This window comes from Moraxella sp. CTOTU46711, assembly GCF_031975715.1.
Lineage (GTDB): Bacteria > Pseudomonadota > Gammaproteobacteria > Pseudomonadales > Moraxellaceae > Faucicola.
The window spans coordinates 365232-381151 of the sequence record NZ_DALYMP010000001.1 but is presented as its reverse complement, the minus strand read 5'-3'; the positions used below and the strand labels follow the sequence as shown (position 1 = coordinate 381151).

Here is a 15920-nt window from a genome sequence, read left to right as displayed (position 1 = left end):
GCTTAAAATTAGCGCGTCGCTGCCGCAAAATCATCCAGGGTTTTTTCAATAAATTGCGTATAGCTTGTCACGCCATCGGGCAGCGTTTCATAGACCGCCACAACTGGGACTGTTGATGCCTTCGCCAATGTGATGAGTTGCTTTGAGGTGGCATCTTCGGTCTGGGCATTGACCACCAACAAACCGACTTGTTTATTGCTCAGCAGGCTTTTGCTGTCATTGAGCACTTTGACCGACACCCCTGCATCCGTCTCTGATTGCACGACATAAGCTTTTGGCGTCACATCCTTGATGCCCATATCGGCTAGCAAATACCCGATGACAGGCTCAGTAGCAAAGGCAGTGATGGCTTTTTGCTGTCCGATTTGTTTGGCTTTAACTTTAAGCGCATCAATTTGCTGGATAAATTGTTGGGTATTTTTTGCATAAATCGCTTGATTGGCAGGTGATGTTGCAGCCAATTGCTTGTTGACCGCTTCAGCCACTTTTTTCGCTGTATCAAGGGAGAAAAACACGTGCTCATTGAAGTCACCGTGCGAGTGACTATGTACTTCGCTATGCACCTCACTGGGCACTTCACTGTGCACGTGAGTATGATCTGATGGCTGCGGATCAGCGGTCTTTATTTCGTGTTGGGTATCGTGTTGGTGTTCACCGGCAGGCTCATCTGCCGCATTGTCCGTGTTAGGCGATAGTCCTGAAAGTGCTACGGCATTAATCACTACAGGTTTGTGACTCACCGACTCAGCTAAGCTCATACCCCAATCATCATATCCGCCACCGTTGACCAGCATGACAGCGGATTTAGTGATATTAAGCTTGTCGGTCGCTGTGGCTTGATAATCATGCGGATCTTGTGATAAATCATCGACCCCCACAATCACATTGACTTTATCACCCCCGACCGCTTTAGCCACCGAACCCCACACATTGGTAGTCGCATACACCGTGGGTAATTGGGTATTAATAACGGCGTTTGATGAGACTGTTGTAGCTGAGCTATTTGATGCGGATTGATTTGAGGTGGATGGATTGTCAGTTTGCTTTTGGCAGCCCGTTAATCCCCCCAATAGGCTCATCGTCAATGTCACCCCTGCAATCGTGGGGGTTTTTAGTAGCCTTAGTAGCAAAAAAGGTCGGCTAAAAAAAGCATATTTGTTAATCAATGCGTTTATCATGCTGGGTCGCCAAATCAAGTATTGATAAGATTAAAAATGTTATATTATAACATTTTAATGGTGTTCTCAAGGTAGCTTAATGATTTATGCTGGCTTGGATTTTATCTATCGCAGCTTTAAATTCAACTATTTGCGCTCACCTTTTTATGCCATAATAAATTTATCACCTTGCTGTATGGTTCACAGGCGAATCGGTGGTTATTTTCTACGCTTTACGCCTGTCAGCACTTTTTGTATGACCTACTCTCACAGGATGTTTTTATGAAACAATTTTTCGCGCCTTGTCTGGTACTTGCCAGTATGTTGGGCACAACACTTGCCCACGCAGCCTCTATGCCAGTTGATACCAATGCCCGCTTTAAACTAGGGTTAAACGCGTCTATCAATCATTATGCGTACGACAAAGACAATGATGTTACGATCATGCCACAGGCATTTTATGACAACAATCGACTCTACATTGAAGGCAGTGAGGCGGGTTATTATCCCTACAAAGATGCACAAAACGAATGGCGATTGACCGCAAGCTACGATAGCCGTTCATTTGATCCAGACGATGCGAGCACAGCGGCGTTAAAAGGACTCGATGAGCGTAAATGGTCTGCTATGGTGGGCACCAGCTATATGCGCATTACCCCGTATGGCGGCTTTAAAGCGCAAGTGGAAACTGATGCGTTAGGTCGCAGTGAGGGTACCAGCGCAAAAGTGGCGCATTTGAGCAGATTTAAGGCAATGGATGATAAAATCACCATTTATCCTGAGTTAGGACTGCAGTGGTACAATGACAAGTACAACAATTACTACTTTGGTGTTTCTGAGCAAGAATCGCTACGCACCGGGATAAAAGCTTATAACGCTGATAGTAGCGTTACTCCCTATGTGAATGTCAGTGCCAGTTACGCCATTTCGCCACGCTGGAGTGCGTTTATCAGTCAGCATTTAGAATATTTGAGCGATGAGCAAAAAGACAGCCCACTGGTTGATAACCGTGTCGATAGCAAAACTAAAATTGGCTTTAACTATCAATTTTAAAGCTTAGCTTGATGCCTAGCTTACCCATAAATAGCTGCCCATAAAAAGCGCAAATTGTTTGATTTGCGCTTTTTTTATTTATAAGAAAGGGTTATTCACTTCATCCACGTGCGATGCTTGCTGCTGTTGCGTGGTAGATTTTTCCACCGTTTGTACTTGATGGGCTTCTAAATACGTAATGATTTGGCTCAACACATCTTGTAATTGTTTTGCCGTGGCTAAACTTTGTTTATCCAACGTAAATGTCGCACTGCCGTAGAGATTGACTTGCTCTCCTTGATTCTCAAGGGTAAATTCGCCCAATCCCACGCTTTGGCTGTCATTTTGAAATGGTTTAAAAGCACTCATCTTTTTCCCCTGCTTAGTTACTGATTTGCTAGTTTTTGACTTGATAATTACTGATTTGCTAATTACTGCTTGTGGTTATGGTGCAATAGTCGCTACATTACTCGGCAAACTGGGAAACACATTTACTCCGGTGCGTTTTTTAAGTGTGCTTAGGCTAATTTTTTCAACGGTTCCACTATCATCATTGGGGCTCAAAAATGCTATCGCTTGATGTTGTGATGGCAGATATACCGCTTTAAAAAAATGCGATGGCACCAGCACACGATTTTTTAGCCGTTTGACTTCTGGTGTTAAGAACGCCACCCCTGTCACTACATACGCTGAGCCGTATTGGTTGGTCAGATTGCGAGTTTGTGTTTCAATTTTTACCCAAGTTTTACGGTTGTTGTCAGGTGTTTGGGGGGCAATATTCGCCAAACTAAAACTATCAAATTGTGAGTCCGTGGTTGCCATATCCGCATTGGGCGCTAAATGCCCTCTGTCAAATCCGGTATGGGTATAATCGCTCAATAGACTACGCACATCGGTTGGCAGGCGAGTTTCTTCATGAAAGTTATCCTCTCTGACCAAGGTTTTGGCCGCCGTTATTCGTTGTCGCGTCAAATGCTCAGCGACCCAAATAGGGGTTTTGGTGACCCCCGAATACATCACCGCAAAGCCATTAAAGCACAGGGGATAGGTTTTTTGCGACAGCTTGGCGGTCATTGTCGGCTGAGTTTTCTCCAAAAACTCGCTGGCACATTTTTGTAAAGCCTTGTCTAGCGGGCGCTTGGTGAGTGTTTGGGTATCTGTGTTCGCTTGGGTGGCAGGAATAGTGGTAGGGATAGTAACAGTAGTTTTGCTATCGGGCTTGGTGGCTGAAGGCGCAACACTACAACCTGTCAAATACAGCAAGCCAACACTCACGGCTGATAAGATGGCAGTGTTAGTAACGAAATGGGTATGAACTATCATGAGTGACCTTAAAAAAAAGAAAAAATGAAAAATGGTGCAATGACGACAATGGTATGGTTTGGGCTAAAGTGTTGGATAACGTAGTTTAAATCACGGTTTAAAACTTCTTGGTTATTTTATAAGTTTTTTTAGTGGAATACGCAAATATTTACTGGTAGTGATAGCAGTTTTTTGGCTAATATTGCGTTGACTATTTTTATCCCAATATTTTCCCATCAACAATTGCTTAAGTTCTGATAAAATACGCTTTTTTCGTTAGTAAATTTTTATGAGTACATCAACCACACCACAAAACGCCGTCGTCTTACTCTCGGGCGGGCTAGATTCCGTGACTTGCCTTTACTGGGCAAAAGCCAATTATGCCAACGTCACAGCGGTAAGCTTCAATTACGGTCAGCGCCACAATAGCGAACTTAATGCCGCCAAAAAAATCGCCGCGACTGCTCAAGTCAACCACCGTATTATCGATATTGATTTGGCACAGCTAGGTGGTTCAGCGTTGACCGATGCTTCACTGCTGGTACCCGATGCCAAACAAACAGATTTTAGCGATAATCAGCATAATGACAGTATTCCTATCACCTATGTACCTGCGCGTAATACCATCTTTTTGTCGTATGCGCTGGCATTGGCAGAGGTGACACAGTCCAATGCCATTGTGATTGGCGTCAATGCAGTCGATTACTCAGGCTATCCTGATTGTCGTCCTGAATATATTGCAGCATTTGAAAACATGGCAAATCTTGCTACCAAAGCTGGTGTGATGGGTAATCATCTCCACATTGCAACGCCATTGTTGCATTTAAGTAAAGCAGAAATCATTAAGCTTGGGGTATCGCTGGGGGTTGATTATGCTTTGACCGTGTCATGCTACCGCGCAGATAGCGAAGGGCGCGCTTGCGGACACTGCGATAGCTGTTATTTACGTCAGCAAGGTTTTTTACAAGCTGAAATAGATGACCCAACGATTTATCAGTAATCTGTCAACATCAAATCCTGCCAGCTTTATTGCGTCAACGGTAAAGCTAGCCATTGTACGATTGAACACCTGCTGTTCTATACTGCTGTCTCTTATGAGGATAAACTATGAAACATTCAGCCATCGTGACCCTATTTGCTAGCATGGTTTTGCCGTTTGCCGCACATGCCGCCAACCCACAATATGTCAATGCTTGCGCCACCCAAATGACCGAAAAACACATTACTGATGCCGCTTCTGCAAAAAAAGTATGTACTTGTGTGGTAGATGAACAATCAAAAATCACCCAAGCGCAAAAAAATGAGCTTGATACTTGGGTAAAAAGTGGCAAAGATGTTCGCCAAAACAAAACTTTCCAAACCATCAGTGCGCGTATGAAAGCGTGTGGCAACGGCGTTAAATTTAATAAAGCCCGTCCTTAATTGGTTACAATCAATACCATAATCGATAGAACCGCACCACCAGACCAGTTGTTTACTGGTCTTTTTTTGTTTTGTCGCATGAAGAAGTTTGTACTCAATCTGGCTTTCTGATATTGTTAGTTCAATTTTTGCTTGGGAAATGCCTATGACTCAACTACCCAATTTTTTGGTCACCACGGTTGAAGCGGATACCAGCCGTCATTCTACAGAGCAGCCGCAATTTATCCAGCGTCAAATCAATCTGCTAGCTTATGCCAAACAAGCAGAGAAAGGCTTGATTCTGTATTTTTATCCAAAAGACAACACCTCAGGCTGTAGTGTGCAAGCGCAAGATTTTAGCCAGCATTTGACCCAATTGCAGCAGCTGGGCTATCAAGTCATTGGCGTATCAAGAGATAGTATCAAAAGCCATGAAAAATTTATCGCCAACCAACAGATTAATTTTGCGCTGGTGAGTGATACCGATGAACAACTTTGCCAATATTTTGACATCATTGCCGAAAAAAAGCTGTACGGCAAAGTCAGCCTTGGCGTAGTGCGTTCAACGTTAATTTTCGACCCCTCAGGCAAGCTGGTTCATGAGATGCGCAATGTCCGCGCCAAGGGACATATTGATAAATTACTTGCGATATTGCCCACCCTTTAACTCAAGCTAACCCAAACGCCTTATATTATTTTTATTTTGATTTTTTGACTCGAGATCACTCATTGTATGTCCGTGAACCAATTTTTTAAAAATATCTATCACGACTTGTATTATGACGTCTATAAAGCAGTCGGTGGTTCGCTCGAAGACGAAGCAGTTAATTGGCCGCTGTATCTCTCCAAACTTGCCAGTACAGGCATCAAAATTATGGTGCTGCTGGCAATTTTAGGCGTGGTCTATCGGTTAAGTTTATTGCTCATCAATTCTGCCCGTTTTATCGCCAAAGACAGTAAATACAGCCAATCGTTAAGGCTCATTGCACGGTTGATGTGGTTGTTTTCAAGTTTGCTTGCGGTGATGAGTCAGCTTAATTTTGAACCTGAAACAGTCAAAGCCACTGCCAAAGCCGGTATTTGGTCGGTGATTTTTTATATGGCTTGGTACAACCTCGGTTATTTGATGCAAAAAATGCTCAAAAATTATGGGCTAAATGCGTCGATTGAACAATTACTGCACAATTTATTGTCCATGCTCATCATCGTATTGTGGATTGCCTCGGTGATGTCGCAGTTTGGTTTTGATATTGTGTCTGTGGTCGCAGGTCTTGGGATTGCGGGTATCGCAGTGGGTTTTGCCGCGCAAGCCACACTCGCCAACTTTATTGCCGGTATCACCATTTTGATTGAGCAGTCGTTTCAAGTCGGTGATTGGGTCAGCATCAATGAAAAAGAAGGTAAAGTGGTGCAAATCGCCCTGCGCACTACCCAAATTTTGACCCGTGACAATATTACCGTGATTTTCCCCAATTCAACCGTTGCTTCAGCCGAAGTCATTAATTTAACTGCCAAAAATCTGATTCGTTTTGATATTGAAGTGCGTATCGCGTTGGAAGCGGATATCGAAACTGCTCGCACTATCATTCTTGATATTTTAGCCAACACCAAAGAGGTATTAGAACGTCCTGCGCCCACGGCGACAGTGGATAAAATTGGCGATTTTGGGGTGTTTTTTATCGTGCGGTTTTGGGTCAATCCGCCTCACGTATCTCGAATGCCATTTATCAAAGAAAATCTACGCGAACAAATCAAAGTAGCACTCGATGATGCCGGCATTGCCACACCTTACCCGCATATGCAGCTTTTAATGCCAAGCGCAGTGCCAAGCGAAGCAGCTCCATCGGTAAAAACTTCCCCATAATTTCAGACATTCTGTCATTTGTCCTTTGCTAATCATGCTAAAATACGCCATTAATCAACTTTGACTTTTTTTGGCAGTATTTATGACAGACAGTAATACAACGCCCGTTGGGCAGACTTTTCACATTGTAATCACTTGTGCGGATGGGCTAGAGATTCCCTTGCAAACTGAGCTGGCAAGCTTTGGTATAGATACACAAATTGAGCGCACGGGTCGGCTGATGGCGACATTGACGTTGGCGCAGATTTATCAAGTTTGTCTATGGTCTCGTGTGGCGTCGCGGGTGTTGTTACCACTGGGCAAAAAGAACATCAATCCCGAGTACGATATTGCAGATCAGCTCTATACCTTTGCCAAAACTGTCAAATGGACTCAGTTATTTGATTTGGAACAAACCTTTGCGATTCGTTTGACCCTAGATAAACGCGTACAAGCCAATCAGCAATTCACCATGCTGCGCGTCAAAGATGCGATTGCTGACCAATTTAACGAGCAGTTCGGTCGTCGTCCCAATGTCGATAAAAATCCCGATTTTGGCATTGTCGCTACGGTGGGTGACAAACAAGCTGAATTGTATTTAGACTTATCAGGTACCAGTTTGCACCGCCGTGGTTATCGTGCTGCGATGACTGAAGCGCCACTCAAAGAAAACTTGGCGGCTGCCCTGCTCTATAGCGTGAATTTTCACACCACCCAATTTGACAGTATCGTCGACCCCATGTGCGGCTCAGGCACGCTGATTATCGAAGCCTTGCTGATGAGCGCAGATTATGCCGTAGGACTGGATAAAGCCGATAGCCAATTTGGGTTTTATGCATGGCAACATCATGACACTGCCCTTTGGGAGGCTATGGTGCAAGACGCGCAAACCCGTTTTCATCAGCGCCTAAATGCGATGGCAAATGGCGAGATGCCCGCGGTATTTGCTTTTGATATGGACTCAGGCGCGGTTCGAGCCACGCATAAAAATTTAATCGCCGCAGGTTTGACGCCTATCATCAACCGTATTACCTTGCAGCAGCGCTCACTGGCGACCCTTAATTTGGCACTAGAAAAACAAGTCAATGGCTGGGTCAATCCCCTGTTTATCACCAACCCACCGTATGGTGAGCGCTTGGGTGAAGAAGAATTGATTAAACCCTTGTATCAAGGTCTGGGTAAAAAATTACAAGCCCTATTTGCAGATAGCCCTGCCAAAGTGACTTTGGGTGTCCTCGCTGCCAAAGTTGAACAAGCTGACGTACTACCCCTTGCCGAGCCAAAAACCCTACGCTGTCATAATGGTGCTATCACCGTTTATTTCCGTTATGGTGAGCTGTTAAAAAGTAAAGATACACCGTTAATTACGCGCTTTGAAAAACGTGAAATCGCCGTAGAAGAAGGTCAAGATTTTATCAACCGACTACAAAAAAATCTTGCCAATGTGCGTAAGCTGGCTCACAAACAAGCTGTGACCAATCTGCGGGTGTATGATGCCGACTTACCTGATTTTAAAATAGCGGTGGATGTATATGGCGAATTTGTGCATGTGCAAGAATATGCCGCCCCCAAATCAATCCCGTTGGAGACCGCCAAAAAACGCTTTAATCTAGCGCTGCATGGCGTGCGTGAAGCCTTGCAAGTGAACCGTGAGCAAGTGTTTATCAAAACCCGCGCCCGCCAATCGGGCAATGAGCAGTATGAGAAAAAAGCCAATTCGGGTAAATTCCATGTGGTCAGTGAGCCAACCGCTAACAACCAACGGGCATATTTTTTGGTGAACTTTAGCGATTATTTGGATACAGGGTTATTCCTTGACCATCGCAGCATCCGAAAAATTATTGCAGAAAACTCACGTGGTAAAACGGTGCTTAATCTGTTTGCTTATACTTGTACTGCCAGCGTGCATGCGGCATTGGGCGGAGCAAAAGCGGTGACATCGGTGGATTTATCACAAAACTATCTGGATTGGGGACGCAAAAATTTTGCCCTAAATGGTTTGCCAGATTTGCCAAACTACCAGTTTATTGCCCAAGATATTTTTGAATGGATTAAAAGCAATACCGAGCAGTACGATGTGATTTTTATCGATCCACCGACTTTTTCTAATTCCAAGAAATTTCAAGGTACTTTTGATGTGCAGCGCGACCACGTACCACTCATCAACCGTGCCATGAATCGCTTATCCGCTGAAGGCGTGTTGTATTTTTCCAATAACTTTACCAAATTTGTGCTCGATGACGAAATCAACAACCGTTACCACGTTGAAGCCTTGACCAACCAAACCATCGGCTTTGATTTTGATAGTAAACGCCCTATTCACCAGTCGTGGGCGATTCGCCACAAATAATTTGCCAATAAAAAAGCGATGACTCGTGTTAGTCATCGCTTTTTTTGATGAGTTGGTTATTTTGCCATAGTCTTGGTTTCAATCACACTATCAAGCTGATAAAGGTTGCCATAGCCTTTGGTATCGGTGGGCGGTGTGCGATAGCGAGTCAAGCGCAAAACCCGCTGTGCAGTTTCATCATGACGATAACCCATGATGGGCGCATCGAGAAGATGCCATTGACCCACCGCTGTCTTTAATCCCTGAGCTTCATAATTGATGTCACGCACTTCTAGGCACTTTCTATCGGTCACGTTGTCGCAATACTGCCATTTGGGTTTGACTTCCAAAAATACGGTTTCCCCTTTACCGTATTTTACTTCAGGCTTTAATTTACCTACCCACTGAAGCCAGCTACCATCAGCCGTGGTTTGCGACAATACTGCATCTACTTGAGTTTCCATTATTTGTAGTTCACTTGGGCTTTGCATCTGTTTAGCAAGCCATTGTTCTGGTGCTTGCAATTCACCACAACCCATTAAAGTACTAATACTTGTCCCGATGGGTTGCATGGTATTTTTGCTTAGGCTATATTGATTTGATAGTTGGTTACAGCCTACATTATAGGTTATGTGATTTTGGTTAAAGTTTAGCGTGACTTTGCCATTCTGTGTTTGCAAGTATGAACCATTCCACGTAATCGGATCTGTGCTATTGATATTGTTAAGCTGCCAATCATAACTCTGTAAAGAATTAGTGGTTGGGGTAGAGCCGATAAAGATGGGCAGCTGCACGTATGGCACTCTCTCACTAGGGGCTGATGGGTTAGTATTCACCGTTTGGCAGCCAGTCAGGGCAAACATGAGCAATGCGCTCGTCTTAAAGCTACCTTTAAGTACTTGATTGTTTATCATTGTTTATATCCATTATTAGACCATTAATCGAAGTTTAGCCAAATATTTATGGTTATTCAGCATCCGTTCTGTAAATTTAGTTTAGTACCTTTAAATTTAGTTGAGTATATTTAATGGGAAAGTTGGTATAAAAAAACCCAGTCAAGCGACTAGGTTTTTGATTTCAAACTTAAACTACACGATTATTTATTCGGTTGTGGCGTGGTGCGCAGATAAGGCTTAATTTCTTTATGACCTTTTGGGAATTTCGCGGCGATTTCTTCGTTTTTGACGCTTGGCGGAATAATCACATCGTCCCCGTCTTGCCACTCAACTGGCGTTGCAATGCCATAATTATCTGACAATTGCAAGGCATCAATCACCCGTAAAATTTCATTGAAGTTACGACCTACGGCAGCGGGGTAAGTGAAAGTTAATCGCAGTTTATGCTGTGGATCGATAATAAATACGCTACGAACCGTGTGCGTGGTTGACGCATTTGGGTGAATCATGTCGTAAGCTTCCGATACTTTTTTGTCCGCGTCTGCAATGATAGGGAAATTCACCTCGCAGCCTTGGGTTTCTGAGATATCGCCTGCCCAAGCTTTGTGATCTTCGACGCTATCGACTGATAAAGCAATCGGTTTGACATGGCGCTTTTTGAATTCATCACCCAATGATGCCGTGCGTCCTAACTCCGTGGTACAAACTGGGGTAAAGTCTGCGGGATGTGAGAATAACACCACCCAGTTATCACCTTGCCAATCGTAAAAATTGATATTGCCTTCAGTGGTTTGTGCGTCAAAATTTGGTGCCGTGTCGCCAATTCGTAATTGTGCCATCGCTGACTCCTTATGATTTGATCTGATTTGATTAATAATATGTGGTTATTGTTTGATATCGGTCTATCACAGAGACTCAGCAAAATTTTAACAGATTTTAAATTCATCAATAATGACTTTTTGCGAATCTTTGTTTCTAAAAAGTCATAAGCACGCTACGATTGACTGTTTTATAGTGGAGGTTTTAATCAAATTCCGCGGTCTTTAAAAACTGCGCGACTACTTTAAACTGCCCAGCGGTGGTATCTTCTTCATACATCGCTTGGCGAAACGCATTGGAATTGGCAATGCCTGAGGTATACCAAGCAATATGCTTACGAGCGATACGACACCCCGAGTATTCGCCATAAAACGCATAAATCTCCTGCAAATGGCTTAATACAATCTCTTTTAACTCATCCATCGTTGGACTGGGCAAGATTTCGCCGGTCTCTAGGTAATGCGCAATGTCGCGAAAAATCCAAGGCTGCCCTTGCCCTGCCCGCCCAATCATAATGCCATCGGCGCCTGTTTGCTCATATACTTGTTTGGCTTTTTGCGGGCTGTCGATATCCCCATTGACAATAACAGGAATGGTGAGAAGATTTTTAACCTCTTTAATTAACTCATAGCGAGCGCTGCCCAGATATTTATCTTCCCGTGTGCGTCCATGTATTACAATCATGGCGATACCTGCCTCTTCTGCCATTTTTGCGACACGTAAAATATTTTCTTCGCCATTGGCATAGCCTAGACGGGTTTTTAGCGTGACTGGCAAATCTACGGCATTAACCGTTGCATCCAATAGTCGCTTGACCAAGTCTTCATCTTTGAGTAGTGCTGAACCAGCAAGCTTTTTGCAAACTTTTTTTGCCGGACAACCCATATTGATATCGACAATTTGCGCCCCATTGGCAACTTGATAGCGAGCAGCTTCGGCGATTTTTTTTGGGTCTGAGCCAGCGATTTGCGCAGAAATAGGCGCGATTTCACCATCAAAATTGGCGCGATACAGCGTTTTGTGATGGGCAAACAAAGTGGCATCAGACGTCATCATCTCTGACACGGCATGTCCTGCGCCAAAGGACTTAGCCAGCATGCGAAAAGGCTTATCAGTGACCCCTGCCATCGGGGCAACGATGATGCGGTTGGCAATGGTCTGGTCGCCGATATTGAGGGGAGTAAGCAATGGATGGTTGGACATAAATAAAAAAGCATGATGCGCTCAAAAATGGGGGAACATTATAACTTTTATTGTCAATGCTTTGGCTAAAAATTCGCCCATTTAGTGAAATTCCCCATTTCGCCTTCTTTTTAAACAATCGGGTGAGTTTTTATATCAATTTTTTACGATTTTTTATCTCTTTGTCATATAGACTTAACCCAATAGAAGTTTAATAGTGTCATACTCATCAATTTGTTAGACATAGAAATGGGCATAAACATATGTTAAAACAGCTTAAACTTTGGTATCGGGGCGGTAAGCATGTCAATGGCGAAGTGGTTTATCAGCTACCCCATTGGTCTGCTAGGGTGGCTCGTCGTACAGTTGATTTTGTTTCGCTTGAATGGAAATGGTTATTGGCATTTTTATGCCTAATCATGATAATTCTTATTATCGCTATTTGATTCGTCGCTATTTGATTTGTCGATATTTTACCCATTTAGCCATGCCAATTTGGGCAACATATGGGAGGTAAAGATATTGTATATAAAGCCGCTGACAAGTCACTATGTTTTACCATGACAACTTGTTGAGATTTTAGTATACTATCTTGTTTATTTCACACGCTTATCCGACCGCTATGACCCAAATTCCTGTCATTCAAAACCCAGAAATGGTCAATCCCAAAGACCTTACCGCAAAAACCAATTTACTTGGCATGAGTAAGGCTGAGCTTGGACAATTTTTTGCCAATCTAGGCGAAAAACCGTTTCGCGCCACCCAAGTGATGAAGTGGATTTATCAGTTTGGCGTGACCGATTTTTATCAAATGACGAATCTGTCAAAAAAACTACAAGAAACCTTGGATGAAGTTGCAACTGTGTCGCCCCCAACGGTCAAGTTTAAACAATTTAGTGAAGATGGCACCCGCAAATGGGTGTTTGAAGTAGCAGGTGGCTCGCTGGTGGAAACTGTACTCATCCCTGCTGACGATAACAAACAGTTTGGACGTAAAACTTTGTGTGTTTCCTCGCAAGTCGGCTGTGCGCTTGACTGCTCGTTTTGTAGCACCGGCAAACAAGGCTTTGAGCGGGACTTATCCCCTAGCGAAATTATCGGACAGCTGTGGGTTGCCAACCAGTCTTATATGGAAAATGTGCCCGTTACTGAACGTGAAAATCGGGTTACTAATGTGGTGATGATGGGCATGGGTGAACCGCTGTTAAATTATGAGCCCGTGGTAGCCAGTATGTCATTGATGCTCGATGATTTTGGTTTTGGCTTGTCCAAACGCCGAGTTACCTTATCAACGTCAGGTATCGTGCCAAAAATGTATGAGCTCGCCAAAGACATTGATGTAGCACTTGCCATCAGCCTACATGCACCCAATGACGAACTGCGTAACGAACTGGTGCCCATCAATAAAAAATATCCACTCAAAGAGCTGATAGCCGCCGCCGAATCTTATGTATATGACGAAAACCCTCGTCATAAAAAGCACGTCACCATCGAATATGTGATGTTAAAAGACGTTAATGATACAGATGAACACGCCCATCAGCTGGTTAATCTGCTCAAAGATTTGCCCTGCAAAATTAATTTGATTCCGTTTAATCCGTTCCCGCATGCGCCTTACGGACGCTCTAGTAACAATCGTATCCATGCGTTTAGCAATATCTTAAACCAAGCGGGCTTTGTCTGTACTATTCGCCAAACCCGCGGCGATGACATTGATGCGGCATGTGGACAACTGGTTGGACAAGTCACCGATAAGACCCGCCGTGCAAAACAGTGGCAAGAAAAAGTGTCTAAAACGTTACAATCTAACGCGTCTCATTAAATCTTTTATCATTATAATAGTTTGGCGTGATAAAGGCGCAGGTTAGCCTTATCGGTTGGTGTTATCAAGTTTTTTTTGCTATAGTAATAGCCATTTTTAGTGATAGGCTTGTTTTTGCCATTGGGTTTTATCGACAATTAAAAATCGTTATCGACTGTCAAAATTTTTAATTATTCAATTTAGTTCATTTGATTATGAGTAAGTTTGTTATGCCACCATGTCACTCACGTCAAACTCATTTATACCACAGTCAACCTGCTATTTTGCGTCAATTAGACGACAACCATATAGAAGACAATGATAAAATGCCGGGCAAATCAAATTTTTTATCGAAGATTTTTGTCGCAGGTATGATTGGCCTTTCAAGCCTCACCCTTTGCCTAACGGGTTGCACCACCACCCGACAAGTCACCACGCAGACAGTCACTGCCAGTGACCCAAGTCGCTGGGAAAAAAATCCAGAAGAAATCGCCAGGATTCGCACCGCGATTGCCGCTGAATATATTCGTGGTGGTAAATTAGACGATGCCAAACGACAGTTAGAAAGTGCATTAAAGTCTTATCCAAAGTCAGCAGAAGCCAATGACATGATGGGCGTGTTGTTGCAGCAAGAAGGCAGCCCGCGCAATATGCAAAAAGCCGAAGCTTATTTTAAAAACGCTATCGCACTCAATCCTGACTTTAGTCAAGCAAACAACAATTATGGCGTCTATCTCGCCCAACTCAGTCGTAACCAAGAAGCGATTGCCCAGTTTCAAATTGCGGGTTCTGCCTTAGGGTATGACGGTCGTGCCAGTGCGTTAGAGAATTTAGGTCGTACAGCATTAAAGGTCAAAAACAAACCACTGGCGATACAGTCATTTATCAAAGCACTCGATGCCAACCGCCAAAGCATCGTCGCACGTACAGAGCTTATTGATATTTTATTGTCCGATGGCAAATTTTTGGAGGCGCAGGCGCTGTATAATGATTTGGTTAAAATTATTGGTCAATCTAACCTTGACCCGCGCACTTTATCGCAAGGGATTAGGCTTGCCAAAATTGCGAACAATCCCCTAGAAATGCAAAAATTAGCGCAGCAGCTTTTGGATCGCTATCCACTTAGCGATGAAGCAAAGCAGATTCGTTCTGGACTTTTAACCCCAACGTCAACTTGGAAATAAGATGGAAAACAGCAATAACACCGACAATCAACAAAACTCTACCCCTGTTCATGACACAACCCAGCTTTTGGGTCAGCGTTTTAAACAAGCCCGTGAGAAAAAAGGCTTATCGATTGACGATGTCGCTGCCAAAACCTTTATTTTAAAAAGTCATCTTCGGGCGCTTGAAGCCAATGATTTTGACGCCTTACCACAGCCTACCTTTGCGCGCGGTTTTGCCACTACCTATGGGCGTTTTTTGGATTTGGATAAAAATCTGGTCGCGCAAAGTTTTGATGCCCAGTACCCCGCTACCCTCAAACAAAAATATGCCACGATCATCAATGCCCCAATGCAGCCGATGGGCACGCTTAATCGTGAAGCGCGTCCCAGTGTGCGTATTAATCCTTTTGTCATTGGTGGTATTTTATTGGTATTGGGGCTTGCGATTTTTATTTTTAATAAAGTTAGCAAAGCACATAATGACTCGGTTGAACAAGCGCCTGCTAGCGCTGTTGCCAGTATGCCAACCCAAGACCAAGTCAGCGGTGCGTCGCTTAACAATGCAGGCTCAGCGATTGTGACAAACACGGTGACTGCCAGTGGGTTACCCGCCACCGGATCTGCTATTACCGGTGTTGCGGTGAGTGCTGATAACGCCAGTGGTACAGCAGCGACAGGGCAAGCTGGCGCTAAAGCTTCGATTGACATTTTTGTGAAAGATACCACCAAAATCACCATTGTCGATGCGACAGGCAATACGATTTTAGATGGTGATCAAGCACGCGGTAGTTACCAATTGACAGGTCAAGCGCCGTTTCAAGTCAATATCGATAAAGCCAGCAACGTGAGCTTAGATTTGAACAAACAACCGATTAAATTAAGCAATTATGCCCAAAACGATAAAGCCAATTTTACTCTAAAACCTTAACGGCTTATCACTTTAAAAATATGCTAAATCATTCGTTATAATAGTTATAATAATAGGAACGCCT

At 43.7% G+C, this 15920-nt stretch carries 16 protein-coding genes; 10 read left to right on the top strand and 6 right to left on the bottom strand.

Annotation, left to right across the window (positions count from 1 at the left end; genetic code table 11):
* Positions 1–8 precede the first annotated feature (8 nt).
* Positions 9–1178, bottom strand: a complete 1170-nt coding sequence (locus RTJ53_RS01690) for a metal ABC transporter solute-binding protein, Zn/Mn family (protein ID WP_312275564.1) — start codon at positions 1176–1178, stop codon at positions 9–11.
* 261 nt (positions 1179–1439) lie between these two features.
* Between RTJ53_RS01690 and RTJ53_RS01685 the strand changes: the two genes are divergently transcribed.
* Positions 1440–2210 carry a MipA/OmpV family protein gene (locus tag RTJ53_RS01685; protein WP_312275563.1) on the top strand — a complete coding sequence of 257 codons (771 nt, stop codon included), beginning with the start codon at positions 1440–1442 and terminating at the stop codon, positions 2208–2210.
* Between the two features lie 78 nt (positions 2211–2288).
* On the opposite strand, the gene RTJ53_RS01680 is transcribed toward RTJ53_RS01685, so the two are convergent.
* On the bottom strand, positions 2289–2558 hold the full coding sequence (locus RTJ53_RS01680) for a hypothetical protein (protein WP_312275562.1): 270 nt from the start codon (positions 2556–2558) through the stop codon (positions 2289–2291).
* A gap of 75 nt (positions 2559–2633) precedes the next feature.
* On the bottom strand, positions 2634–3512 hold the full coding sequence (locus RTJ53_RS01675) for a DNA/RNA non-specific endonuclease (RefSeq protein WP_312275561.1): 879 nt from the start codon (positions 3510–3512) through the stop codon (positions 2634–2636).
* Between the two features lie 268 nt (positions 3513–3780).
* Here RTJ53_RS01675 and queC point away from each other — a divergent pair, with 268 nt between their 5' ends.
* From queC to rlmKL, 5 genes are all read left to right on the top strand, one after another.
* Entirely contained in the window at positions 3781–4491 is a 711-nt protein-coding gene (gene queC / locus RTJ53_RS01670; protein WP_312275560.1) for a 7-cyano-7-deazaguanine synthase QueC, read from the top strand.
* A 107-nt stretch (positions 4492–4598) separates the two neighbouring features.
* Entirely contained in the window at positions 4599–4913 is a 315-nt protein-coding gene (locus tag RTJ53_RS01665) for a hypothetical protein (RefSeq protein ID WP_065252727.1), read from the top strand.
* A 145-nt stretch (positions 4914–5058) separates the two neighbouring features.
* Complete coding sequence (locus RTJ53_RS01660) at positions 5059–5559, top strand: peroxiredoxin (RefSeq protein ID WP_312275559.1); 501 nt, start codon at positions 5059–5061, stop codon at positions 5557–5559.
* A 66-nt stretch (positions 5560–5625) separates the two neighbouring features.
* Entirely contained in the window at positions 5626–6756 is a 1131-nt protein-coding gene (locus RTJ53_RS01655; RefSeq protein WP_312275558.1) for a mechanosensitive ion channel family protein, read from the top strand.
* 82 nt (positions 6757–6838) lie between these two features.
* Positions 6839–9085, top strand: a complete 2247-nt coding sequence (rlmKL, locus tag RTJ53_RS01650) for a bifunctional 23S rRNA (guanine(2069)-N(7))-methyltransferase RlmK/23S rRNA (guanine(2445)-N(2))-methyltransferase RlmL (protein WP_312275557.1) — start codon at positions 6839–6841, stop codon at positions 9083–9085.
* Between the two features lie 56 nt (positions 9086–9141).
* Here rlmKL and RTJ53_RS01645 read toward each other — a convergent pair whose 3' ends face one another.
* The 3 genes from RTJ53_RS01645 to dusB all read right to left on the bottom strand — a co-directional run bounded on the left by RTJ53_RS01645 (position 9142) and on the right by dusB (position 11982).
* The gene (locus RTJ53_RS01645; protein ID WP_312275556.1) at positions 9142–9978 is read right to left on the bottom strand and encodes an META domain-containing protein; all 837 of its coding nucleotides are present in this window, start codon (positions 9976–9978) and stop codon (positions 9142–9144) included.
* A gap of 182 nt (positions 9979–10160) precedes the next feature.
* On the bottom strand, positions 10161–10799 hold the full coding sequence (locus tag RTJ53_RS01640; protein WP_007115366.1) for a peroxiredoxin: 639 nt from the start codon (positions 10797–10799) through the stop codon (positions 10161–10163).
* Between the two features lie 184 nt (positions 10800–10983).
* Positions 10984–11982 (bottom strand): tRNA dihydrouridine synthase DusB, encoded by a 999-nt coding sequence (gene dusB, locus RTJ53_RS01635; RefSeq protein WP_312275555.1) that lies wholly within the window; start codon positions 11980–11982, stop codon positions 10984–10986.
* Between the two features lie 242 nt (positions 11983–12224).
* On the opposite strand from dusB, the gene RTJ53_RS01630 reads away from it, so the two are divergent.
* The 4 genes from RTJ53_RS01630 (at position 12225) to RTJ53_RS01615 (ending at position 15856) form a co-directional block, all read left to right on the top strand.
* A complete protein-coding gene (locus RTJ53_RS01630) occupies positions 12225–12407 on the top strand; it encodes a hypothetical protein (RefSeq protein ID WP_312275554.1) in 183 nt (60 codons plus the stop codon).
* A gap of 176 nt (positions 12408–12583) precedes the next feature.
* Complete coding sequence (rlmN, locus tag RTJ53_RS01625; RefSeq protein ID WP_312275553.1) at positions 12584–13783, top strand: dual-specificity RNA methyltransferase RlmN; 1200 nt, start codon at positions 12584–12586, stop codon at positions 13781–13783.
* A gap of 194 nt (positions 13784–13977) precedes the next feature.
* Positions 13978–14946 (top strand): type IV pilus biogenesis/stability protein PilW, encoded by a 969-nt coding sequence (gene pilW, locus RTJ53_RS01620; RefSeq protein WP_312275552.1) that lies wholly within the window; start codon positions 13978–13980, stop codon positions 14944–14946.
* Position 14947: 1 nt separating this feature from the next.
* Positions 14948–15856 (top strand): RodZ domain-containing protein, encoded by a 909-nt coding sequence (locus tag RTJ53_RS01615; protein WP_312275551.1) that lies wholly within the window; start codon positions 14948–14950, stop codon positions 15854–15856.
* Positions 15857–15920: the final 64 nt, after the last annotated feature.